A 22,625-nucleotide genomic window follows, 5' to 3' on the forward strand; every position below is an offset into this window, starting at 1 on the left:
TAAATCCCTGCGGTTCCTGTATCGAGGACGGGTCAGTCCGCCGCTCGGCACCCGGTCGGGTCGACCGGCGGGTCCGAGTCGGTGGGCGGGGCGTCAGGCGTGGTGGCCGGTCCCGAGCCGGCGGGTGAGCTGGTAGCGGGCGGCGTGGTGCGCGGGGCACCGGAGGCAGTGGCGGGAGTGGCCGGCGGCGGAGTAGTCGGCGACGGGCTGGCGCTCGGGCTCGTCGACGGCGTCGGGGTGGGCGGGCACGTGGGCTTCAGATTGGGGTTGGCGGGCGTGTCGGACGTCAGCTCGGCGAGCCGGCGCTGCGCGTCGGGCTCGTCGTCGGCCTGGATGCCCTGCTTGACCCGATCCTGGGCGACCACGGTGAGGTCGTCGAGCCGGGTGCCGCTGGTCTCGTGCACGCTCGAGAGGCTGAGCCCCGCGATGTGGCCCGGCACGCCGCGGAAGACGGCGAGCTGGCCCTCGTCGGTCGCGCCCACGTAGTACTGCCGCTGGGTGTAGCTCCAGCCGACCCACAGGCCGCCGCCCAGGATGGCGAGGAGGCCGGCGAGCAGCAGCGCGGTGCGGGCCGGGTGGCGGCGCGGGCGGTCGGGCTCGTCGTGGTGGCCGCCGCCGTTGGAGCCGTTGCTCGGCTCCGGCGCGGCCGCGCGGGGCACCGCCGCCTGGAGTGCCGAGGCGCGGGCCGCGGGTGTCGACTCGTCGGCCGACGTCGCCATGCCGCGGTCGCGGGCGGCGGCACCGCCGACGATCGGGGCGGCCTCCAGGATGTCCTGGTCGGTGGCGTCGGCGACGACAACGGTGATGTTGTCGGGCCCGCCGCCGCGCAGGGCGAGCTGGATGAGCCGCTCGACGCACTGCTGGGGGTCGGCGAACTCGGTCATCGTCTCCGCGATGGTCTCCGCGCTGACGACGCCGGACAGGCCGTCACTACAGATCAGGTAGCGGTCGCCGGGCAGCACCTGACGGACCGAGTACTCCGGGTCGATGTCGCGGCCGTCGAGCGCCCGGGTGAGCAGCGAGCGCTGGGGATGGCTGCTCGCCTCCTCCGGGCTGATCCGCCCCTCGTCCACCAGCATCTGGACGTACGTGTCGTCCTTGGTGATCTGGTTGAACTCGCCGTTGCGGAGCATGTAGGCCCGCGAGTCACCGATGTGGACCATCCCGATCTTGCTGCCGGAGAAGAGCACCGCGGTGAGCGTGGTGCCCATGCCCTCCAGATGGGGATTGGCGTCGACGGTGTCGCGAAGCTGCTGGTTGGCCGTGTCGACCGCGCCACGGAGGGCGTCGACCAGGGCATCGCCCGGTACGTCCTCGTCGAGGGGAGCCATCGCGGCGATGACGATGTTGCTGGCGACGTCACCGGCGGCCATGCCGCCCATGCCATCGGCAACGGCGAGCAGGCGCGGACCGGCGTAGACGGAGTCTTGGTTTCCGTCCCGGATCAGACCGCGGTCACTGTGAGCCGCATAACGCAAGGTGAGAGTCATGGCCGTAACTCAAGAGAAGTGCGGCCGATGCGGATCGGCACGCCGAGGGGTACGGGGGTTGGTCCAGTGACCTTAGCGCGATCCAGGTAGGTGCCGTTGGTCGAGCCGAGATCCTCGATAAACCACTGCCCGGCGCGGGGGACGAGCCGGGCGTGTCGAGCGGACGCATAGTCATCGGTGATCACCAGGGTGGAGTCTTCGGCTCGACCGATGGTGATCTGAGCCTCACCGAGCGTGATGCGGGTGCCGGCCAGCTGGCCGGCGGTGACCACCAGCTGATGTGCCGCGCGGCCCCGCTTCACCTTCGCCGGGCGGGAGTGCCCCGTCGACGCGCCAACCCCCCGCGGCGCGGCGACGAGGCGACTGCTCCTGGCCCCGGCGAACAGGTCCCGGCGGATGACTCCCACCACTGTGAACACGAAGATCCACAGCAGGATGAGGAAGCCGAACCGGGCAACGGTGAGGACGAACTCAGGCAACGTCCTTAGCCATCCACTCGGAACGTGAGTGTGGTCGTTCCGAGCTGGATCATGTCACCGGGGTTGAGAGCCACGGCGGACACGCGCTGACCGTTGACCATCGTCCCGTTGGTCGATCCCAGATCGGTGAGCACCACCTGGGCACCGTCGAAGTCGAGCCGGGCGTGGCGGCGGGAGATGCCGACGTCGGGGAGGCGCAGGTTGGCCTGGTCACCCCGGCCGATGACGGTCGAACCCATCTGCAACGGATAGGTGCGCCCATCGCCGGAGACCAGGCGCACGTTGCGCCCGCCACCGCCATGCTGCGGCGGAGGGCCGTAGCCACCGGGTGCCTGGTCGTACGGGGGATAGGCGGGGGGCGCCGGCGCGTCATACGCCGGCTGCTGGACGGGGGCCACCTCGCCACCGGTGTAGACCTCGGCCGTAACACGGAACATGCCCGTGTCCAGCCCGTCACCGCGCTCGATCTCGACGATGACGTCACCGTAGACCGTCCACGCCTGCTCGCCGATGAACTCAGCCTGCGACTGGGCGAGCTCCTGAGCCAGCGCGGCCGCGTACGGCGCGAGCCGACTGTGGTCGTACGGCGAAAGATCGATCACGTAGCGGTTGGGCACAAGGGTGCGCCCACCGGCCAGGATCGCTTTGTGCGCCTCGGCCTCCCGCTGCATGGCGTTGAGGATCTCCACCGGGTGGACTACCCCTTTGAACACCTTCGCGAAGGCCCCCTCGACCAGGCCTTCCAACCGCTTCTCGAAGCGTTGCAGCACGCTCACCGGCTCCTCCTCGGGTTCCGAGGACATGATGGTATCCGGCCGCCGCACGCGCAGGTTGCGCACCGACGTACCGGCCTGCTGCCGGCCTGTCTCGGGTGGCCGGTGTTGCCGTGCTACTCTTCCCACGCGCCACGGGCAGGTAACCTGCTCGCGGGTGCAGCCACGCACAGCGTAATATGTGGCCGCATCGTGTCCAGGGGATACCCCTGGTCCGGGGGAGTGGCGGAATGGCAGACGCGCACGGTTCAGGTCCGTGTGCCCGAAAGGGCGTGGGGGTTCAACTCCCCCCTTCCCCACCAGGTTAATTTTGAGGGCTCGTCCAGGCGGACGGGCCCTCAAAACTTTTGCAAGCCTTTCGTTATAGGAATGCGCTTTCCTATGCTGGGCGCATGATGAGGATCGACGACGGGCTGGAGCCCGCCGGACTGCTGCCCAAGATCGAGCGCCTCTGGGACGCCTCGGCGGAGAAGCTCGACTCGATAGAGAAGACCTGCCCACCCGGCTCCCCCTCGCCCGTGTTCACCGTGGACGGCCGCTACACCGCCCGTGGCTGGACGGAGTGGACCCAGGGCTTCCAGTACGGCTCGGCGCTGCTCCAGTTCGACGCGACCGGCGAGCGGCGCTTCCTGGATCTCGGGCGGGAGCTCACGGTCCAGGTCATGGCGAGCCACGTGAGCCACATCGGCGTGCACGACCACGGGTTCAACAACATCAGCACGTACGGCAACCTGTGGCGGCTCACCCGGGAGGGCCGCGTCGACGACGGCGACCTCCACTTCTACGAGCTCGCTCTCAAGATCACGGGGGCGGTACAGGCGGCCCGGTGGCGGGACACGGCGGACGGCAGTGGCTATATCTACTCGTTCAACGGGCCACAGTCACTCTTCGTCGACACGATCCGCTCCTGCCGGGCGCTGGCGGTGTCCCACCAGCTGGGCCACGTGCTGATGGGCGAGCGGGACGAGCGGATCTCGCTGCTCGACCGGCTGGCCCAGCACGCCACCAACACCGCCCGGTGGAACGTCTTCTACGGCGAGGGCCGGGACACCTACGACATCCGCGGGCGTACGGCCCACGAGTCGATCTTCAACGTCAACGACGGCAGCTACCGGTGCCCGAGCACCCAGCAGGGCTACTCACCCTTCAGCACCTGGACGCGCGGGCTGGCCTGGGCGATGCTCGGCTTCCCGGAGCAGCTGGAGTGGCTCGACACGGTCGAGGACGCGCCAGAAGGGCTCGCCGACACGATGCTCGAGGCGGCAATGGCCACATGTGACTTCTACCTCGCGCACACTCCGGTCGACGGCATCCCGTACTGGGACACCGGCGCCCCCGGCCTCGTGCACCTCGGCGACTACCTCGACCGGCCGGCCGACCCGTACAACGCGCACGAGCCCGTGGACTCCTCGGCCGCGGCGATCGGCGCGCAGGGCCTGCTGCGGCTCGGCCGCTACCTGATCGGCCGCGGACGGGCCGACGAGGGCCGGCGCTACTGGCAGGCCGGCCTGACGGTGTGCGACACGCTCCTCGGCGAGCCCTACCTCAGCACGGACGCCCGCCACCAGGGCCTGATCCTCCACTCCGTCTACCACCGCCCGAACGGTTGGGACCACGTGCCGGAGGGCCAGCGGGTCCCCAACGGCGAGTCCAGCATGTGGGGCGACTACCACGCCCGCGAGCTCGCGCTCTACGTGCAGCGGGTGGCGCGCGACGAGCCGTACTACACATTCTTCGGGAGCCCGGAATGAGCCTCGCCGCCGTCGTCACCGGCGGCTCGCGGGGCATCGGACGCGGCGTCGTGCTCGCTCTCGCCTCTTCCGGGTACGACGTGGTCGTCAACTACGCCCGCAACGCGTCCGCCGCCAAGGAGGTGGCCGAGCGAGTCGCCGAGGCCGGCCAGCGGGCCCACCTGGTGCAGGCCGACATCGGGCAGGCGGCCGACCGGCAGCGGCTCGTCGATGAGGCGGTGGGCGCGTTCGGCCGGATCGACCTGCTCGTCAACAACGCGGGCGTGGCGCCCGACGTCCGCGCCGACATCCTCGACGCCACCGAGGAGTCCTTCGACCGGCTGGTAGCGATCAACCTCAAGGGGCCGTACTTCCTCACCCAGCTCGTGGCCCGCCACATGGTCGAGCAGGTCGAGGCCGGCACGCTGAGCAACCCCAAGATCGTCATCATCTCGTCGATCAGCGCGTACGCGGCGAGCACCAACCGCGGCGACTACTGCGTCACCAAGGCCGGCCTCGCGATGGTCGCCCAGCTCTACGCGACGCGGCTCGCACCACACGGCATCAACGTGTACGAGATCCGGCCCGGCGTGATCGAGACGGACATGACCGGGACCGTGCGGGAGAAGTACGACGATCTGATCTTCAACCACGGGCTCACGCCGATCCGCCGCTGGGGCCGGCCGGAGGACGTCGGCAAGGCGGTGGTGGCCGTGGCGACCGACCTGCTGCCGTTCAGCACCGGCCAGGTCATCGACGTCGACGGCGGCTTCCACCTACGCACCCTCTGACGCAACAGGGCTCCCACGCCCAGCGGCGTGGGAGCCCCGCCGACCTCCCCAGGTCGGGTTCGCGAGCCGACTACACAGTCAGCGTCCAGGTGTCGATGCGGCCGGTGTCGAAGAGCGCCACATCTTGTACGCGCAGCGTCCAGGTACCGTTCGCCGCCTCGCTGGAGAGGTTCGCGGTGTAGGTCGCGTTGACGTTGTCGGCGCTGTCCGAACCGGAGCTGTTCTTCAGCCGGTACGCGGTGCCGTCCGGTGCGACGAGGTCGATGACCAGGTCGCCACGGTAGGTGTGGACGATGTTGACCGCCACCGTCGAGCTGCTCGAGCCGTTGCGACCGCAGGCGATGGTGATCGTGCTGGTCACGGTGCTCAGGTCGGGGATGGCCACGTCCGTGCCGTTGGTACCCGTGCAGTTACCGGTGCTCCCACCGGTCACGGTCAGCGTGTACGTCGCCGTCCGGGTGCCGGCCGCGCCCGTGCCGGTGACCGTGATCGGGTACGTGCCGTTCGTCACCGAGGCCGTCGTGGAGATCGTCAGGGTCGAGGAGCCACCGGAGGTGACCGACGCCGGGCTGAAGCTCGCCGACGCGCCGGCCGGCAGGCCGCTGGCCGACAGGCTCACCGACTGCGCCGAGCCGGCCGTGGTGGCCGTGTTGACGGTCGTGGTGACCGAGCTGCCGGCCGCGACCGAGCCCGACGTCGGCGACACCGACACGGAGAAGTCGTTGGCCGGCGGCGTGCCGTCGTTGACCACGAAGAGCAGCCGGTTCGCGGTACCGGTGCCCGGGTTCGTGACCACGTTGGGCGTGGAGTTGTTGACCAGGTAGTCACGCACCTGGGTAGGCGACCACGAGGGGTTGGCCGCGAGCACCAGCGCCGCGGCGCCGGCCACGTGCGGGGTGGCCATCGACGTGCCGCTGATCGAGTTCGTCGCGGTGTCGTTCGTGTACCAGGACGAGGTGATGCCCACGCCCGGCGCCAGGATGTCGACGCAGGTGCCGAAGTTGGAGAAGCTCGCGGCGGCGTCGTTGTTCTGGGTGGCGCCCACCGTGATCGCCTCGGCGACGCGGGACGGCGAGACCCCGCAGGCGTCGACCCGCCGGCCCAGCAGGTCGCCGTTGCCGGCCGCGATCGCGTACGTGATACCGGAGTTGATCGAGTTGCGAACGGCGGTGTCGATCGCGGAGTTCGCGCCGCCGCCGAGGCTCATGTTGGCCACGGCCGGCTTGACCGCGTTGGCGGTCACCCAGTCGATGCCACCGATGACCTGGGCGTTGGTGCCGCTGCCACCGCAGTTGAGCACGCGGACGCCGACGAGCTGCACGGCCTTTGCCACGCCGTACGCCGACCCGCCGACCGTGCCCGCCACGTGGGTGCCGTGGCCGTTGCAGTCGTCCGCGCTGCCGCCGTCGACCGCGTCGAAGCCGCTGGTCGCCCGGCCGCCGAACGTGCTGTGGCTGAACCGGATGCCGGTGTCGATGATGTACGCGCGCACCGTCGGAGCGGTCGACGGATACGTGTACGAGCCGCTGAGCGGCAGGTTGCGCTGGTCGATGCGGTCCAGGCCCCAGCTCGGGGGGTTGTTCTGGGTGTCCTGGATCCGGACCGTGTGGTTCTGCTCGACGTACGCCACCGCCGGATCGGCCGCTATGCGGGCGGCGCGGGCGGCGGTGGCCTTGATCTCGAAGCCACGCAGCGCGGCGCGGTACGTACGCCCGACCGCCCCGTCGTGCTTGGCCGCGAGGTCGCGGGCGGCCTTGTCGACGCCCGCCCGGGTGACCGAGCTGTCCTTGAACACGACGATGTAGCTGTCGGCGATGGCGGTGTCGCCACCGGCGTTGCGGATCGCGCCGGACGGCTCCTGCGCGAGCGCCGGCGGCGCCGCCATTGCGACGGCCACCGTCACACCGACGGTGGCCATGCCGAGCGTCGCCAGGCGGCGACGCATACGCGGGAGTGTCATCTCCCGTCCTCCCCTCTGACCGGCCCCACGTCCGCGGCCGTCCGGCCGCTTGTGACGGCCGGATCGGGCAGAGATGTTTGCCGATCGGGGGAGACGTTATGTGGTTATGTCAGCCAGCGACAGATGTTGAACTTTCTATATCACCGGCGATAGGTACCGGCGCCTATCGTTGGCGACCGCTCTGCTGGAGGTAGAGGAGCTCCAGGATGGACCGGGCCGCCTCGAACCAGCGGTCCAGCCAGCCGGGCGGCGGCACGGTCCCCTTTGGCGGGAGCTCCAGGAGCAGGCCGCGCAGCAGCGGATGATCGGCGAGCGTGCCGGCCGGGCCGTCCAGCCAGGCGGCCGGTGAGAAGACCGGCTCGGTGAGACCGGAGAGGTCGAGCCCGCCGGAGCCGTTACGGCCGTGCGACGGCAGGTCGTGCTCGGGCTCGAGGTCGCCGTGGTGGCCCAGTTCGCCAGGATGGGCCAGGCGCTCACCCGGGTGCGCCTCGCGCACGGGCATCGCGTCCCGCCCGCCCAGGGCGTCGCGCCCGTCCGTGCGATACCCGGCCGGCGCCGTCGCGTACCGGTCGACGGGCTCCGGCGGAAACCGCTCCTGGGTGCTCACCGGGCCATTCGCGCGCTCGTCAGGTCCAATCGTCATGACCGGTACAACGAGGTTTATTGGCTCGCGACTCTGGCTACTGCGCGCGAGCTACCGTATACTCACTCACGGTACGGATAACGTCATACATATAAAGACGCGCGCCTTTAGGGCGCGTGCGCACAGCCGCGCCGCCACTACGCATGGCGACACGGCTGCGCGCCAGACTGCGCCATCCGCTCCGTCGGTGGGCTAGAGGGCCACGCCTTCCCGCCAGACCACTAAAGGAAACGGAGTGCTGTCAGCCGAGGTCGAACTCGCCGTCCTTGGCGCCACCGACGAATGCGTCCCACTCGTCAGCCGTGAAGATCAGCACCGGACCGGTCGGGTTCTTCGAGTCCCGCACGGCGATCGCCTGGTCGACGAAAGCCACTTCGACGCAGTTGTCGCAGCTGGGACCGCTCCGCGAGCTCTTCTGCCACACAGCGCGGCTCAGGTCCAGCCGGAACCCCTTTGTCTCGACTTCCACAACGGCTCCTTTGTCAACTTTCGGATGAGTGCCACGGACTCCTCCGGGCGGAGGGCCGCGGCGCGGATGTGATCAAAAATGAACATGTACTTCCGCAACTCCTCACTCTTCTCCAAGAACAGTCCTCCGGTGGCATTTTCGGCAAAAACCACCCCCGGATCGCTGGGCTCCGAGAAGCTGAGGATTGTGAAGGTACCGTCCATGCCGGCATGCGCGCCGACCTCGAAGGGCAAAACCTGAAGTGTCACATTGGGTAACTCCGCGGCCCCGACGAGTCGCTCCAGCTGAGCGCACATGACGTCATCGCCGCCGATGGGGCGACTCAGCACGGCTTCGTCGAGGACCACCCACAGGTCGACCGGGTCTTCCTGTGTCAGTAACGACTGACGGTTGAGCCGGACACGTACCCGGCGCTCCACCTCGTCAGGCGTGATGTCCGGCCGTGCGGCACGGATCATTGCCTTCGCGTATTCCTCAGTCTGTAGTAACCCGGGCATCACCTGCTGTTCGTAGGCTCGAACCGATTCCGCTGCCTGCTCGAGACCTACATAGGCACCGGTGAGCACCGTGCTGTACGCGTGCCACCAGCCCTTCTGCCGGGCCTCACGAGCGATCTGCACGAGTTCTTCGCACTCGTCGCCGCGGACGCCGTAGATCTCGAGCATGTCGCGGACATCTCTGGGGGTGGCCGTGGTGTGGCCGGTTTCGATTCGCGACACCTTGGACGCAGAGCATTCCAAACGCTCGGCGACACCTTCGATCGTCACTCCCGCAGCCTCACGCCGGCGGCGCAGCTCGGCTCCCAGCCGTCGGCGGCGAATTGTCGGACTCCGACGCTCCGTCACGGGGTCACCTCCGCAAGTTGCGTCCCCAAGGGCCAGCGAGTCTGTCGCGATTCGGCGTCACGGGTACCCGTCACGGCGGACGCATGCTATGACGGAGCTGCGACATCGCGGCGAACCCGGTCCGCGGTTACGCGGGGCGTATCGTTCGCTCGCGCTGACATGCAAAGGCACCGGCACGTCGGCCGGTCACCGCGTTCAGTTTGCGCGTTTCCGAGCGGGACATCAAGCCACGATCCGCCCTCGGATGACCAGACCGGATCGGCCCGAAGTTGCAACTTGCATTGATCATGTTCATGGTGCACCCTGTCCGTATGGCTCGGGTCACTTACCGTCTCCAGCCAGCCGGGCAGGTTGCGGCGCCGCCGCAGCCAGGGGCGTAGTCCGGCGTCGGCGGAGACACACCCAGCGGGTGACCCCCGAGGTGAGCCGCGAAGCACATAGTCCGGCAAACTTTGGCTGAAATCGGCAGTTTTGGGACAGGAGTCGATGTGTTACCCCGGTCCGGTGACGTCCTCCATGTGACCCGTGAGGCGAGCGTCCAGTTCGCCGATCCGATGCTCTTTCGGGTGATCAGGGTCCACGACTGGCCCACCTACGACGGCTGGGTCTGGCTCGACGGTTACGAGCTCAATGGCGGCGGCGAGGCCGTCGAGCGCAGGTCGATCTTCGTAAAGATCAGTGGCCTGCGCACGGTCGGGTCCGCCCCGGACATCCGCCAGCGCAATGCGCGGCACCCCGCCGCTCGGCCCGCGGGGGTGCGCGCGCGGTCGCGGTGACGGGTTGGCCGTTCACCGTCCGGCCGCCCGCGCGCTCGCCTAGACTCGAAGACACCCGCCGACCCCGCCTGTGATCCGGACCCCGAGCCTGGGGGACGGCATGATCACTGAGCCGACCGAGCTACAGCCGGCATCTCGGCATCCCTACTCCACCCGTGGGCTGAGCCTGCGCGTCCTGCTCCTCGGCGTGATGCTGACGAGCCTCGCGGTCGCCGTCACCGGCGGCAGGCCGGTCGGGGCATCGTCCGCCGACGGGCGCCAGCCAGCCAGCGACTCGGCGATCCTCGCCGACGGCGAGCCGGCGGGCGGCGCAGGCCCCGGCGGCCAGGGCACGAGCGGCGTAGGTCCGGACGGTCAAGGCCCAGACGGTCAAGGCCCGGACGGCGTAGGCCCGGGTGGCCGGGGCACGAGCGGCCAGAGCAGCGGCGGCCACGGCGGCCCCGCGGGAGGTGGGCCGGCGGTCGGCCCGGCCAGTGATGGCACCTCGGCGGCCGGCGACGGCCCGCCCCACGGGGTCGTGCCGGCGGTGAGCGCTTCACCGGGTGCCCCGAGCGGCGGCTCCGCCGGTGGTCCGCCGGACGACTGGCACCTCTACCACCACTGGACGGATCCGTCCTGGCCCGGCTCCGGCCAGGCAACGGGTGAACAGCCCGAACCGGGCGACGACTGGCCCCATCCGGGCGCGCCACTTCCGGCCCGGACGGATGGCGGATACGACTGGGAGCCGCCGGTGACGCCCACGACCGACCCGGCACCCGGCGCCGGCTGGACACCAACTCCTGGCGACCCGACCGACCCGACACCGGGTACCCCGACCGGTCCACCGACGAGCACCGGGCCGGCACCAGACCCGACCGGGCCGGACGAGCAGCCGGACGCGCCAACCCCGAGTGGCACGACGAGCGGACCTGGGCCAGGGGCGACCACTGTGGACCCGCCGCAACGCGACCCGGTGGCCGCCGGTCCGGACGACGACCTTGACCTTGGTGAGACGGTCGACGAGCCGACACCGACACCGGAGCCGACAGCGAGTGCGGTCGCCGAGCCGCGCCAGGCCCTGGAGGCGGACTCGACGCCGGCCGGCAGGTACCACCAGACGCTGATCTACTCAGGCCTTATCGGGCTCGGGCTGGCCGCCATCGGCCTCACGATGGTGGGATTGCGCCGCCGTCGCTGGTGACGCGGCCCTTGTTCAGGAGGTCGGCTCCACGGTCGGCGTGGCCGTGGGTGCGGCGGTGGGCGTCAGCGGGCTCGCGATCACCAAAGTGATCTCGGTGCCCGGCGGCACGACCGCCCCTTCCTCCGGCTGCGTCTCGATCACCGTGTTGGCCGGCTCCTCCGCGGGCCGGTACACGAGCCGGTAGCTCAGGCCGAGCCGGTCGAGCTCGTCCCGCGCCTGCTCGCTGGTCAGCCCGGCGAGCGGCGGCACCGGTACATCGGCCGGCGCGGTCGTCGGCGGAGGCGGTGGGCTGGTGGTCGGCGCGGCCGAGGTGGCGGGCGCGGAGGTCGGCGCCGGCGTCGGTGACTGCGAAGGCGTCGGACTGGGCTCCACCTTGTTGGCGTTGTAGATCAGCCAGATGCCCGCGATCAGGGCGCCGACGAGGAGCAGCGCCACGATCCCGACAACGATCGGCATCCACCACTTGCCGCCGCCGTCCTCAGGCGGCGCCCACTCGGTGGGGACCGGTTCGCGCACGACGGTCGAGTCCGGTGGTGGCACACCCGCACGACCAGACCAGGCGGCCGGCTGTTCCGGCTCGTCGGCCGCGGGCATCTGCCTGGTCTCGTCGGCCGCGGGCATCTGCCTCGTCTCGTCGCCGGCCGCCGGGAGCTGAGTCGTCCGGTCGGGGTCGGTGCCAGCCGCCGGAGCCGGCTCCTCGTCCGCGAACGGGTCGAACTCCCGGGTCTGATCGGGAGCGTCATCGGAGTCGGGACCAGGACCGTCCGTATCGCGGTCGTCGGCCATGGCGTCGTCCTCCCCGGCGAGTACTTTCTTCGCGGTCAACTTATCGGGCGATTCGCCCGGTGGCGCGTCGCCCCGCACAGACGCGATAGCGCAAGGAAGCTACGCTGCCCGGCATGGCCGTTCGAGGCTGGGGAGGATCGATCGCGACCGCGATCGGCATCGCCGCAGGCGCAAGCGCCGCGCAGTTGGGGCTGGGCTATGGGCTCGGCATCATCGCGTGGCTGCCGTCGCCCAACGGCGGAAACGAGGCCACCTGGGTGGCCAGCCTGGCATGGGCGACCTGGATCGCGGCCACGTCCACGATCATCGGGGCAATCTGCGCCGACCGGATGAGTGCCTCCATAGTGGACAGCAGAGACACGCTGTCCAGCGCACTTGCCCGGGGCGCGATCGCCGTGGCCGCCGCGGTCGGCGCCCTGGCGACGGTGGCGCTGGTCGCCGTGCCGGCCCGCGAGGCGGCTCGGGCAGACACGTTCACCCCGCAGACCATCGCCGCGGGATACGCCGCGATCGGTGTGATCGTCGGGCTGCTCGTCGCGCTCTGGGCGGTGGCGTCCCGGGCGGTCGCGGCCAACGTCATCGCCACCGCGAGCTGGCTGTGGCTGCTCGCCGTGATCGCCGTGATCGACGGGGTCGCCACCGGGCGCGGGCTCGCCTCCGCCCAGCTGGGCGTCTGGCAGATCACCTCAGACGCCGACCGCTTCTGGTTCCGCAATATCTACCTGCCCGGCGCGGCCTTGACCCTCGGCTCGGCGCTGGTGATCGGCGCGCTCGCCGCGTGGCCGGCCGCCAAGCGGCTCGACGGCAGGGTCGGCACCGCGGTGTCCGGCGGCGTCGGCCCGCTCCTGGTCGCGGCGGCGTACTTCCTGGCCGCGCCCACGCTCGTCGGCATCCGTGCCGAGCAGCTCTCCGCACACCTGCTCGCGCCGTACGCGGTGATCGCCGGCCTGGCCGGCTCAGTCCTGGTGACCGCGATCAGCCAGCGCCGCGAGTCACGGCAGAAGGAAGAGCTGGCACTCCTGCAATGGCCAGACCAGCCGGAGCCGAGGGCCGACCGCGAGCCCGAGCCGGAGACCGACCGCGAGCCGGAGACGGATGTGGATCGCGTGCCTGTGCCGGCGCAGGCGTCCAGCGGAGACCTCGAAGACGACGCGTACGCACCGGCCCGTGCCTACGTCTCCGACTCCGCGCCGGCCACCGACTCGGCCGCGACACCGGAGCCGGCCCGCGGTCAGGCATCAGTCGCCGCCCCGCTCTGGCCCGAGCCGGAGAAGAAGAAGCCCAGGCGTCGTTAGCGCCCGTTTCAAATCCTTGCCGGCTGCGCCGGAGTCCAGGCTGAAACAGGCCCTAGCCTGCCGCCGGATAGTTGATCCCGGCCTCCAGCAGCGCGAACGCCCGGTCCGCCAGGTCGGAGATCTTTTCGTCGGGCTCGTTTTCGCGCCAGGCGCGCACGGCGACCTGTAGAGCGGCGCTGGCGACCGACGCGACAAGCTTGGGCCGCGGGTCGGCGACCGCGTCGACGCCCATCCGCGCCGCCACATGCCGGGCCAGCTCGTCGAGCTGCTCGGTGCACATCTCCAGGCTGCGGGCCAGCACGGCCGGACTGTTTTGCACGAGCTCCATCACGCACGCGAACTGGAACGCGTCCGCGCCACCCTCCTCGTACGCCCGGAGCACGTCGACGACCGCGTGGCGCAGGGCGGTGACCACCGGCTCGTGCGCGGGGCGGGCCTCGAGGGCCTGGTAGACGTCGAGAAACTGCTGTAGCTGGATGGACGTCGCGACGTCTTCCTTGGAGCCGAAGTAGCGGAAGAACGTCCGGGACGACACCTCGACCGCGTCCGAGATCTCGTCGACGGTGGTCGCCTCGAAACCCTTGGTGCTGAAGAGCTCGAAGGCGGCATCGATGAGTGCCTCGCGGGTGCGCTGCTTCTTGCGCTCGCGGAGGCCGGTCGTGCTCGGTGACATGCGGCAAAGTATACGGCTGGTGTCCAGCTCAGACTTTATTCCCCGCATGACAGTAGTCACTATCAGACGTAAGTCGGTTGACGACATCTGTCATGCACTGACAGATTCGCTCTCATGTCACAGGCAACCCTGACCCGGCCCGGTGGGCCGAACACCGACCTACGGCGGTCCAGCCGCCGCGGCCATGGTCACCCCTGGCTGACCCTGCTGGCCGTAGCCCTCGGCGTGATGGTCGTGGGCCTCGACGCGACGGTCGTGGCCATCGCCAACCCGGCGATCGCGCGCGACCTCGGCGCCGACTTCGCCCAGCTCCAGTGGGTTACCAATGGCTACCTGCTCGCCCTCGCGGTCTCGCTGATCGTCGCCGGACGCCTTGCCGACCGGTTCGGCCGGAAGACCGTTTTCCTCGTGGGCGTGGCGGGCTTCGCGGTCGCCTCGGTCGCGGTGGGCCTCTCCGGCTCGATCGAGATGGTGATCTTCTGGCGGGTGGTCCAAGGCTTCGCCGGCGCGCTGCTCCAGCCGGCCAGCCTCGCGATCCTCCGCAACACGTTCCCGGCCGAAAAGCTCAACATGGCGATCGGCATCTGGGCCGGCACCTCCGGCCTGGCCATCGCCAGCGGCCCGATCGTGGCCGGCCTGCTCGTGGAAAACGCGAGCTGGGAGTGGGTCTTCTTCCTCAACGGCCCGGTCGCCGTGGTGGCGATCCTGCTTGGCCTGTGGGTAGTGCGGCAGTCACGCGACCCAGAGGCCGCCGGCTCGTTCGACCTGCCCGGCGTCGCGTTGCTGTCCGCGGCTTTGTTCAGCCTGGTGTGGGGCCTGATCAAGGCACAGGAGTACGGCTTCGGCGACATCCTCCCGCTCGGCTTCTTCGCCGGCGCGGCGGTGCTCGGCACGGCGTTCATCCTGCGCGAGCGGACCGCCCGCCACCCGCTGATGCAGCTCGGTCTCTTCCGCAACCGCTCGTTCTCCGCCGGCACGGTCCTGGCCATGCTGGGCTTCTTCGCCCTCTTCGGCTCGTTCTTCTTCCTGACCCTGTACCTACAGCAGGTGCACGGCATGAGCCCGGTCGACGCCGGCGTGCGGCTGCTGCCGATGACCGCTACGTTCATCGTGGCCTCGCCGGTCGCCGGTGCGCTCACCGCCCGATACGGCCCGCGCCCGCCGTTGGTGGTCGGGATGCTGCTGACCGCGGTCGCGCTCTTCGCGCTCTCGCGGATCGGCGTGCAGGCCGACTACCTGTCGCTCTGGCCCTGGTTCATCGTGATCGGCATGGGCTTCGGCATGGTGCTGGTCGGCAGCACCGAGGCCATCGTCGGCAACGCGCCGGTGCACCTGGCCGGCCTCGCCGGCGGCATCCAGCAGACCGCGGCCCAGCTCGGCGGCGTGCTCGGCACCACCGTGTTCGGCACGATCCTGGCCACCCGGGTCGGCGACGTGCTGGTGGAGAAGCTGACCGGCGCGGGAGTGCCGGCCGACATGGCACCCGGCTTCACCGCGGCCGAAGACTACGTGGCGCAGGGCGTCGCACCGGTGCCACCCGGCGCCCCGCAACCCCTGGCCGACGCGATCACGACCGGCAGCCACCTGGCCTTCATGACGGGATTCCAGACGGCACTCACGGTGGGCGCGGTCATCGCGGTGCTGGCCGCGTTCGCGGCCCTGCTGGTGCGCAAGGGCGAAAGCACTGCCGCCGGAGCACACGCAGGCGTCTGATCAACCCTCCCCATCGGGGCGCTCCGCGGGCGGCGGGGCGCCCCGATCACTCCCGTCTAGAGACCTTTCGGGATTGGGATAGCTCCACCCGGGTCATGCTCCGCAGGGTCGGCTTTGTCTGCAATGCACCTTGCTGAGCGACGGCAACGGACCGAATCGAGGCGCTGTTCACCGCGTGTAACTGCCCGCAGCGACGTGAACCGCGTCCAATGCCAGATCTTGGAGAGTTAGGGCGCCATATCGGCCCAAAGTCTCCTAGATCTCACAGTCCGGCTCCCGACGCTGGTGACGCTACGTCAGGATGTCGCAGGTAGGCGCCTGCGACTGGCCCGAGGTCGCGTCCACCCCAACGGCTGCGCCGGGCCCCGGCGGGGCCCGACCAGGTCGGTGTGCGCGAGGTGCGTTGCTCTGCACCCCTGGAGTGGCCACCCCGTCCGGTCAGCTGAAATTGCCGGCGTCTCCAACCCGGGGGACGCAGAGCAAGGGGCCGCGAAGGTCTTCAACTAGGCCCTTGGACCGCGGACCCGGCAGCGGAGCGTCGGGGTTTCGGCGAGCGCCAGCGACGCCGAAACCCCGACCGGAGCGGTGCCCGCGGGAGCATACGGTCTACAACCGACACGGACGCGGGCAAATCTAGCTAAAAAGGTCATGACGGCTGCGACAACCCCGAACTAGTCGACCGGCCAGGTGTGTACCGGCTCGTTGGTGCGCTGGAAGCGGCCGTACCGCTGGAGCATGTCGTGCAGCGCCTCACCGCGGTCGAGGTCGCGGCGGCGCTCGGCGGCGGCCACCGCCTCGGTCTGCCACACCGCGCCGTTGCGCTGGAGCAGGCAGCGTTGCTCGATGATGCCGAGCAGCCGGTCGCGGAGCGCCGGGCTGACGCCGAAGCGGTCGAGTCCCGCGTACGCCTTGGGCAGCAACGACTCCAGCACCAGGTCGGTGACCCGGATCTCGCCGACCCGGGGCCAGTGGACGGTGGCCTCGATGCCGCGGCGGGCGGCGGCGTGGAAGTTCTCCTCGGCCGCGCTGAACGTCAGCTGCGACCAGATCGGCCGGTCCGCCTCGGCCAGCTCGCGCGCCAGTCCAAAGTAGAACGCGGCGTTGGCGAGCATGTCGACGACCGTGGGGCCGGCCGGCAGCACCCGGTTTTCCACGCGCAGGTGGGGCCGGCCGTTCATCACGTCGTACACCGGGCGGTTCCACCGGTAGACCGTGCCGTTGTGCAGCCGCAGCTCACCAAGGTGTGGCACACCGCCGGCGTGCAGTACCTCGACCGGGTCCTCGTCGTCGCAGATGGGCAGCAGCGGCGAGAAGTAGCGCACGTTCTCCTCGAACAGGTCGAAGATCGACGTGATCCACCGCTCGCCGAACCACACGCGCGGGCGTACCCCCTGGGCCTTGAGCTCGTCCGGCCGCGTGTCGGTGGCCTGCTCGAAGAGCGCGATACGGGTCTCCGCCCAGAGCCGCCGGCCGTACAGAAAAGGGGAGTTCGCCCCGACGGCCACCTGGATGGCCGAGATCGCCTGCGAGGCGTTCCAGTAGTTGGCGAAGTTTTCCGGCGAGACCTGGAGGTGGAACTGCACGCTCGTGCAGGCCGCCTCGGGCGCGATCGAGTCGGTGTAGGTCTGTAGCCGCTCCACACCACGGATGTCGAGCTCGATGTCTTCGCCCCGGGCCGCCACGATCTGCTCGTTCAGCACGCGGTAGCGGTCGTTGGTGGAGATGTTGTCGAGCACCAGGTGGTGCGACGTCAACGTGGGAAGTATCCCGATCAGGATGATCGTGGAGTCCGCCTTCACCGCGCGGTGCTCGGCTCGGCCCAGGCTCGCCTGAAGGTCTTCCTCGTAGTCGGCGAAGCCGTCGCCCTCGATCAGGCGCGGCCGGGCGTTGAGCTCCAGGTTGAACTGCCCGAGCTCGGTCTGAAACGTCGGGTCGGCCAGGTTGGCCAGGATCTCGGCGTTGCGCATCGCCGGCTCGGCCTCGCTGTCGACAAGGTTGAGCTCGATCTCCAGGCCGGTGGTGGGCCGCTCGGCGTCGAAGCCGAAATCGTCGAGCATCAGCGCGAAGACGTCCAGACACCGGCGGACCTTCTGCCGATATCGGGCGCGGTCCTCCCGGGAGAACGCACCCTGTGAGACGTCCTTCCCCATGTGGCCCTCCCGGCGCGCACGGCGATACGGGCGCCGTCACAAAGACACGTGGCCCCCCGGTCGGCGCGGTGACCTTCACGTTAGGAGCGAGGTCGCCGCTTGGGCTAGGGACAAAACAGGCACTTATCACCGGTCGTGAGCATGGGAGCGCGCTTAGTCCACCTAAGCAATATGCCCCGGTAACCGCGAAACCGGCTACCGGGGCATGTTCGGGGCAAAAGCTACTGGCGGATGGCCTCGCCCTCAAGCTCAATCTTGATCTTCTTGCCGACCAGCACACCGCCCGTCTCGAGCGCCACGTTCCAGGTCAGGCCGAAGTCTTCGCGGTCGATCTCGGTGCTCGCGGTGAACCCGAAGATGTCCTGGCCGAACGGGCTGCGGCCGACGCCCTCGAACTCGACCTTCAGGTCGACGGAGCGGGTGACGTCCTTGATCGTGAGGTCGCCGCTGAGGACGAACTCGTTGCCGCTGTGCGACTTTACGCCGGTGCTGCGAAACTCCAGGGTCTCGTACTTCTCGGACTCCAGGAAGTCGCCGCTGCGCAGGTGGTTGTCACGGTCGGGCGCGCCGGTGTTGATGCTCGCGGCCTGGATCGTCGCCACGACGGACGACTCCAGCGGGTCCTCGGCGACGGTGATCGTGGCGGTCGCCTGGTCGAACACACCGCGCACCTTGCTCACCATCATGTGGCGGGCGACGAAGCCGACCACCTTGTGTGCCTGGTCGAGCTCGTAGGTGCCAGGCGCGGGGATGGTCAGGCCTTCGAACTGCCGCGTTACAGGCGATGTGTCGGTCATGGGATGCTCCTCAGGAGGTTCTTGACGGTTCTATCTTTGCTCAAGCAACTATACGCACGGCAATATTCCACGTGTCAAGGGGTGCTACGCTGTACAGGTGTCCGATGACCTCCTTGGCGACCCACGGCTGACCGCCGCCGGGCTGTTCTTCGAGGTGCATACGGGGCTCAACGCCCGGCTCGCCGTGCAGCTCTGCGAGCACGGTCTGTCGCCGGTCGAGTTCGAGGTCCTCATGCGCCTCGCCCGCTCTCCGGGCCACCAGCTCCGGATGACCGACCTGGCCTCCCAGACGTCGCTCTCGACCAGCGGCGTCACGCGGGTGGTCGACCGCATGGAGCGAGATGGCTTCATCACCCGCCGCGCCTGCCCGTCCGACCGCCGCAGCTCCTACGCGGTGATCACGAAGAGTGGCCTGGGCAAGCTGGAGGCGATCCTCCCCGAGCACCTCGCGCTGATCGAGCGGTGGTTCACCGGTCAGCTGCCGGCCGGTCAGCTGTCCACCTTCCTCGACGCGCTGCGCACGATTCGTGACGCGGTCCACCCGGGTGCCACCGCGGGTTCCGCGCCGTCCGAGCACGTCGTGGTCGAGGTGTGACGCAGAGAGATACCAATCAGGCGTGACCGGCAGAAAGACCGGCAGAAGTGATTTGACGACTCCTGCAACTAGGTCCTAAGCGGACAAATATCCCCGTAGAAGTGGCTAGCGTGCAGCGCACGGGAGGGGCACCACGGGGGTGCGGCGCGGGCGGGTCGAGGGGGACCCGAGTCGGGGGGCGTCTCCGTTCGCGCCGCCTACGAAGTGATCAGGGCGTCCTTCAAGTCGGACTCGCGCCGGTTTGAATGGCGTCCTGATCACGCGTTCAGCCGCTGATCAGCGCCCGTTCCCGGGGCAGCAGCGTGATGCCGCCCTCCTTGCAGACCGAGGTCAGCCAGTCCACGGCCGCGCGCCGCGCCTCCGGGTCCTCGGTACTGGCCACGAGCCAGACCAGCGCCTCCGCCACGTCACGCAGGTCGTGCCCGCCGGCGTACGCCTGTGCCGCGGCGTTGAACCACTCGGCGGCGGACTCCTTGTCGCCCCGGTTGAACGCCAGGATCGCCTCGATCGAGGCCGCCTCGCCCGACTCCCCCCGGCCCAGTGCCAGGCGCTCCGGCGTCACCGGCTCGGAAGCGGCGACGAGCTGCCGGATCTCCGCCAGCACCGCCCGCGCCTCGTCGACGTGGCCGGCCTGGGCGTGTGCCCGCCCGATCGTGCCGAGCACCCGCCGACGGTGACCCGGATCGCCGAGCTCGGCCAAAGCCGTGATGGCGCGCCGGCCCAGCGCCTCGGCCTCCGCGTACCGGCCGTCGAGCCGGGCGACCTCGGCGAGGTTGGCCCGGGCCAGCGCGCGCAGCCGGTGCTCGCCGCACTGCTCCGCGAGCCGGTCGACCGCGGCCAGCCGGCGCCGCGCGGCCCGCAGGTCGCCGGCCCGGATCTCGTGCCAGGTGAGGTTGTTCTGGGCCACCGCCATGTCCCGGATCCGCCCCGCCCGGCTGGCCAGCGCCAGCACCGCCTCGCCGTGGCGGCGCGCCTCGTCGTACCCGCCGGTGGTCATCCACAGCGCGCAGAGCAGGCTGCGCGCGGCGAGCTCACCGGTCAGGTCGCCGGCGCGCTGAAACTCCGCCAGCGCCGCCTCGGCCGCCGGCAGCTCCTCCGCGCCACCCCCGTGCTCGGCGGCGAGCTGGCCGACCCCGACGCCGGCCCAGGCCCGTACGAGCGGGTCGGCGTCGGCGGTACGCGGGTCGTCCAGCAGGCGCCGCAGCCACTGCCGCCCCGGCACGTCACGGCCACGGAAGCGCCACCACCGCGGCAGCCCCGCCGCGAGGCGCAGAGCGGTGTGCGGGTCGTCGTTGGCCGAGTACGCCAGCGCGGCCCACAGGTCGCTGGCCACGTCGTCGAGGCGGCTGACCGACGCCGAGAAGTTGCCGCCGGCCAGCTCGGGTGCGGTCCGCGCGGGCAAGGCGGAGAAGACCACCGCGTGCCGCCGCCGGATCCGGCCCAACTCGCCGTTTGCCGCGGCCCGCTCGGTGGCGAAGTCACGCACCACGTCGAGGAGGCGGAAGCGAAAGGGGCCCGAGCCGCGGACGCTCAGCAGCCCGAGCGCGATCAGCCGGTCGAGCAACTCGACCGGGTCTCCGCCGGCGACCTGGCCGGTCTCGTCGGCGAGCATCGACTCGGCGAGGTCGACCGACCAGCGGTTGCGAAACGCGGAGAGCCGCCGAAGCGCCCGCCGCTCGTCCGCCTCCAGCAGCCGGTAGCTCGCCGCGACCGCGTCCCGCAAGGTGACGGTGACCGCCGGCTCGCTCCGCGCGTCGGAGGGCGCCGGCCCCGAAGCCGGGCCGGCCAGGTCGAGCACGCGGTCGCCGTACCGGTTGAGGATCTCGTTGAGGTCGAGCACCCGCCCGCGGGCGGCGGCCAGCTCCAGCGCGAGCGGGAGGCCGCCGAGCCTGCGGACCAGGCCGACGAGCGCGCCGACCTCGTCCGGCTCCAGTGGTTCGCGGCGCACCTGCCTGAGCCGAGCCAGAAACAGCGCCGCCGCCGGGTAGCCGGCGACGGCGTCGAGGTCCGCCTGGACGTCGGCCGGCGGCACCTCCAGCGGCGCCACCGGCCACACCCGCTCCCCGGGAACACCGATCGGGTGCCGCCCCGTGGCCAGCACCCGAAGGGTCGGCGCGGCCCCGGCGAGCCAGGTCAGCGCCACGGCGACGGCGTCCGGCGCCCGCTCCACCGCGTCCACCATGAGCAGGGCCGGCGCACCGGCCAGGCGCCCCGCGAGGTCGGCCGCACGGCCGACGCCGAAGACCGACGCGATCGCGGCCAGCACGTCGTCGGGCGTCGACACGTCCGACACCAGGATCCCGGCGACCCCGGCAGGGTGGACGTTCGCCACACGATGGGCCACGGCCAGCGCGAGCCCGGTCTTGCCGACCCCGGCCAGCCCGACCAGGCTCACCGTGCGGCTGTCCAGCCCGGCGAGCAGCCCGGCCAGCTCCGAGATGTCGCGATCACGCCCGATCAGCTCGCCCGCCGCCGGCAGCTCGACGCCGGCCGGCCCGGACGACCCGACCTCCACGCTCGTCCCCCGCGCCGCGCCGAGAAAGTCGGCCCGCTCCCGACCGGTGAGGCCGAGCGCCTTGGCGAGCAGCTCCACAGTCGTACGCTGCGGGCGGGACCGTCCGCGCTCAAGATCGCGCACCGTCCGGATACCCACGCCGGCCCGCCCGGCGAGCTCGGCCTGGGTGAGGCCGGCCGCCAGCCGCCTGGCGCGCAGCAGCGCGTCAAACGCGGTGTTGCCCTGGTCAGGGCCATGATCCGGGGTCATGGCCAGGAAGAGTACGCATCGGTAGCAACCTTGGGGAGCGATGCGTCGCCTCGCCGACCGGTGGACCTTCGGATACCCGACAGAACGGCCCTCGACGACCCGAAAGTCCCACTCATTCGGTGATCGCGCCCCTACAGGCCGAGGTCGAAGCGCGCCGATCCAGTTTGATTGAGATCTTGAGATTTCGAGCTACCGCGATGTCCATCGTGGTCCAGACCGTCGCTCCCGCGGCCTCACCCGTCCGCCGCTGGTCGCGGTCAACCCCTTTGCCCCACCGGATGCGCGCCGTTTGTCCACAATGCCTGTTGCCGACCAGGCGGCGGGAGACCCGGAACCGGGCTTCGTCGCCCTGAGTAACCGCCGTCGCCGTGCGCGCGGCCCGATATTCGAAATCTTGGAGAGTTAGGGCGCCATATCAACCCTGACTGTCCTAGATCTGGAAGTTCTTACCTGAGCCTGCTGACGCTGCGTCACAGACGGTGGCGGGCGAGGCCGACCCATCGTGCGCGGGCAGGAAACCATGTGGTGCCGTGGACCCGGCCGGTCCTGTCACCCACGCGCCTTGAATGTCCAGGCCAGTTCTTGATCGACTTAGGGCGAGCGGCATTGGGTCCACCGTCGCTCCCGCGGCTCACCCGTCCGCCGCCCGTCACGCTCGCGCGGGCAAGATCATGACAAGATCCCTGATTTTGTTGCCTCCGACCGCCTGCTTGGGA

At 70.3% G+C, this 22,625-nt stretch carries 19 protein-coding genes and 1 tRNA gene; 8 read left to right on the top strand and 12 right to left on the bottom strand.

The features are described 5' to 3' along the window. Positions 1–32: 32 nt before the first annotated feature. Genes AC5L36_RS01080 through AC5L36_RS01090 form a run of 3 tightly spaced genes read right to left on the bottom strand, consistent with a single transcriptional unit; the run spans position 33 to position 2,808 of the window. Positions 33–1,490, bottom strand: coding sequence for a PP2C family protein-serine/threonine phosphatase (locus AC5L36_RS01080; RefSeq protein WP_441216077.1), 1,458 nt, complete (start codon positions 1,488–1,490; stop codon positions 33–35). Further along, the gene (locus tag AC5L36_RS01085; protein ID WP_173057320.1) at positions 1,487–1,969 is read right to left on the bottom strand and encodes an FHA domain-containing protein FhaB/FipA; all 483 of its coding nucleotides are present in this window, start codon (positions 1,967–1,969) and stop codon (positions 1,487–1,489) included. Before AC5L36_RS01085 ends, AC5L36_RS01080 begins: the two co-directional genes overlap by 4 nt. 5 nt (positions 1,970–1,974) lie before the next feature. Continuing rightward, on the bottom strand, positions 1,975–2,808 hold the full coding sequence (locus AC5L36_RS01090) for an FHA domain-containing protein (protein ID WP_441216076.1): 834 nt from the start codon (positions 2,806–2,808) through the stop codon (positions 1,975–1,977). A 150-nt stretch (positions 2,809–2,958) separates the two neighbouring features. Between AC5L36_RS01090 and AC5L36_RS01095 the strand changes: the two genes are divergently transcribed. The 3 genes from AC5L36_RS01095 to AC5L36_RS01105 all read left to right on the top strand — a co-directional run bounded on the left by AC5L36_RS01095 (position 2,959) and on the right by AC5L36_RS01105 (position 5,263). After that, positions 2,959–3,044 (top strand) — tRNA-Leu (locus AC5L36_RS01095). Positions 3,045–3,134: 90 nt separating this feature from the next. Continuing rightward, the gene (locus AC5L36_RS01100) at positions 3,135–4,493 is read left to right on the top strand and encodes a hypothetical protein (RefSeq protein ID WP_441216075.1); all 1,359 of its coding nucleotides are present in this window, start codon (positions 3,135–3,137) and stop codon (positions 4,491–4,493) included. Beyond that, on the top strand, positions 4,490–5,263 hold the full coding sequence (locus AC5L36_RS01105; RefSeq protein WP_441216074.1) for a 3-ketoacyl-ACP reductase: 774 nt from the start codon (positions 4,490–4,492) through the stop codon (positions 5,261–5,263). Before AC5L36_RS01100 ends, AC5L36_RS01105 begins: the two co-directional genes overlap by 4 nt. Positions 5,264–5,333: 70 nt before the next feature. Here AC5L36_RS01105 and AC5L36_RS01110 read toward each other — a convergent pair whose 3' ends face one another. The 4 genes from AC5L36_RS01110 to AC5L36_RS01125 form a co-directional block, all read right to left on the bottom strand. Beyond that, entirely contained in the window at positions 5,334–7,208 is a 1,875-nt protein-coding gene (locus AC5L36_RS01110) for a S8 family peptidase (protein ID WP_441216073.1), read from the bottom strand. Positions 7,209–7,386: 178 nt separating this feature from the next. After that, on the bottom strand, positions 7,387–7,866 hold the full coding sequence (locus AC5L36_RS01115; protein ID WP_441216072.1) for a hypothetical protein: 480 nt from the start codon (positions 7,864–7,866) through the stop codon (positions 7,387–7,389). Between the two features lie 241 nt (positions 7,867–8,107). Next, the gene (locus AC5L36_RS01120; RefSeq protein ID WP_441216071.1) at positions 8,108–8,335 is read right to left on the bottom strand and encodes a DUF397 domain-containing protein; all 228 of its coding nucleotides are present in this window, start codon (positions 8,333–8,335) and stop codon (positions 8,108–8,110) included. Then, complete coding sequence (locus AC5L36_RS01125; protein WP_441216070.1) at positions 8,299–9,180, bottom strand: helix-turn-helix domain-containing protein; 882 nt, start codon at positions 9,178–9,180, stop codon at positions 8,299–8,301. The genes AC5L36_RS01120 and AC5L36_RS01125 overlap by 37 nt, the downstream gene beginning before the upstream one ends. A gap of 488 nt (positions 9,181–9,668) precedes the next feature. On the opposite strand from AC5L36_RS01125, the gene AC5L36_RS01130 reads away from it, so the two are divergent. Next, positions 9,669–9,956, top strand: coding sequence for a hypothetical protein (locus AC5L36_RS01130; RefSeq protein ID WP_441216323.1), 288 nt, complete (start codon positions 9,669–9,671; stop codon positions 9,954–9,956). Positions 9,957–10,056: 100 nt separating this feature from the next. Further along, on the top strand, positions 10,057–11,136 hold the full coding sequence (locus tag AC5L36_RS01135) for a hypothetical protein (RefSeq protein WP_441216069.1): 1,080 nt from the start codon (positions 10,057–10,059) through the stop codon (positions 11,134–11,136). 12 nt (positions 11,137–11,148) lie between these two features. Here AC5L36_RS01135 and AC5L36_RS01140 read toward each other — a convergent pair whose 3' ends face one another. After that, on the bottom strand, positions 11,149–11,922 hold the full coding sequence (locus tag AC5L36_RS01140) for a PASTA domain-containing protein (protein ID WP_441216068.1): 774 nt from the start codon (positions 11,920–11,922) through the stop codon (positions 11,149–11,151). Positions 11,923–12,035: 113 nt separating this feature from the next. Here AC5L36_RS01140 and AC5L36_RS01145 point away from each other — a divergent pair, with 113 nt between their 5' ends. After that, positions 12,036–13,217, top strand: a complete 1,182-nt coding sequence (locus tag AC5L36_RS01145) for a hypothetical protein (protein ID WP_441216067.1) — start codon at positions 12,036–12,038, stop codon at positions 13,215–13,217. A 52-nt stretch (positions 13,218–13,269) separates the two neighbouring features. On the opposite strand, the gene AC5L36_RS01150 is transcribed toward AC5L36_RS01145, so the two are convergent. Further along, entirely contained in the window at positions 13,270–13,890 is a 621-nt protein-coding gene (locus tag AC5L36_RS01150) for a TetR family transcriptional regulator (protein ID WP_441216066.1), read from the bottom strand. Positions 13,891–14,004: 114 nt separating this feature from the next. Here AC5L36_RS01150 and AC5L36_RS01155 point away from each other — a divergent pair, with 114 nt between their 5' ends. Then, positions 14,005–15,603: an MFS transporter gene (locus tag AC5L36_RS01155; protein WP_441216065.1), complete on the top strand. Its 1,599-nt coding sequence runs from the start codon at positions 14,005–14,007 to the stop codon at positions 15,601–15,603. 671 nt (positions 15,604–16,274) lie between these two features. On the opposite strand, the gene AC5L36_RS01160 is transcribed toward AC5L36_RS01155, so the two are convergent. Continuing rightward, on the bottom strand, positions 16,275–17,753 hold the full coding sequence (locus AC5L36_RS01160; protein ID WP_441216064.1) for a glutamate-cysteine ligase family protein: 1,479 nt from the start codon (positions 17,751–17,753) through the stop codon (positions 16,275–16,277). A 221-nt stretch (positions 17,754–17,974) separates the two neighbouring features. Further along, positions 17,975–18,550: a YceI family protein gene (locus AC5L36_RS01165; RefSeq protein WP_441216063.1), complete on the bottom strand. Its 576-nt coding sequence runs from the start codon at positions 18,548–18,550 to the stop codon at positions 17,975–17,977. A gap of 97 nt (positions 18,551–18,647) precedes the next feature. Between AC5L36_RS01165 and AC5L36_RS01170 the strand changes: the two genes are divergently transcribed. Beyond that, positions 18,648–19,145, top strand: coding sequence for a MarR family winged helix-turn-helix transcriptional regulator (locus AC5L36_RS01170; protein ID WP_441216062.1), 498 nt, complete (start codon positions 18,648–18,650; stop codon positions 19,143–19,145). Between the two features lie 265 nt (positions 19,146–19,410). On the opposite strand, the gene AC5L36_RS01175 is transcribed toward AC5L36_RS01170, so the two are convergent. Then, complete coding sequence (locus AC5L36_RS01175) at positions 19,411–21,909, bottom strand: ATP-binding protein (protein ID WP_441216061.1); 2,499 nt, start codon at positions 21,907–21,909, stop codon at positions 19,411–19,413. Between the last annotated feature and the right edge of the window lie 716 nt (positions 21,910–22,625).

It is taken from the genome of Phytohabitans sp. LZ39 (assembly GCF_059359075.1).

Excerpts from the sequence above, each read along its gene's own strand:
- AC5L36_RS01080 (WP_441216077.1), bottom strand. The coding sequence starts at position 1,490 with ATGACTCTCACCTTGCGTTATGCGGCTCACAGTGACCGCGGTCTGATC.
- AC5L36_RS01100 (WP_441216075.1), top strand. The coding sequence starts at position 3,135 with ATGATGAGGATCGACGACGGGCTGGAGCCCGCCGGACTGCTGCCCAAG.
- AC5L36_RS01105 (WP_441216074.1), top strand. The coding sequence starts at position 4,490 with ATGAGCCTCGCCGCCGTCGTCACCGGCGGCTCGCGGGGCATCGGACGC.
- AC5L36_RS01110 (WP_441216073.1), bottom strand. The coding sequence starts at position 7,208 with ATGCGTCGCCGCCTGGCGACGCTCGGCATGGCCACCGTCGGTGTGACG.
- AC5L36_RS01115 (WP_441216072.1), bottom strand. The coding sequence starts at position 7,866 with ATGACGATTGGACCTGACGAGCGCGCGAATGGCCCGGTGAGCACCCAG.
- AC5L36_RS01135 (WP_441216069.1), top strand. The coding sequence starts at position 10,057 with ATGATCACTGAGCCGACCGAGCTACAGCCGGCATCTCGGCATCCCTAC.
- AC5L36_RS01140 (WP_441216068.1), bottom strand. The coding sequence starts at position 11,922 with ATGGCCGACGACCGCGATACGGACGGTCCTGGTCCCGACTCCGATGAC.
- AC5L36_RS01145 (WP_441216067.1), top strand. The coding sequence starts at position 12,036 with ATGGCCGTTCGAGGCTGGGGAGGATCGATCGCGACCGCGATCGGCATC.
- AC5L36_RS01150 (WP_441216066.1), bottom strand. The coding sequence starts at position 13,890 with ATGTCACCGAGCACGACCGGCCTCCGCGAGCGCAAGAAGCAGCGCACC.
- AC5L36_RS01155 (WP_441216065.1), top strand. The coding sequence starts at position 14,005 with ATGTCACAGGCAACCCTGACCCGGCCCGGTGGGCCGAACACCGACCTA.
- AC5L36_RS01160 (WP_441216064.1), bottom strand. The coding sequence starts at position 17,753 with ATGGGGAAGGACGTCTCACAGGGTGCGTTCTCCCGGGAGGACCGCGCC.
- AC5L36_RS01165 (WP_441216063.1), bottom strand. The coding sequence starts at position 18,550 with ATGACCGACACATCGCCTGTAACGCGGCAGTTCGAAGGCCTGACCATC.
- AC5L36_RS01175 (WP_441216061.1), bottom strand. The coding sequence starts at position 21,909 with ATGACCCCGGATCATGGCCCTGACCAGGGCAACACCGCGTTTGACGCG.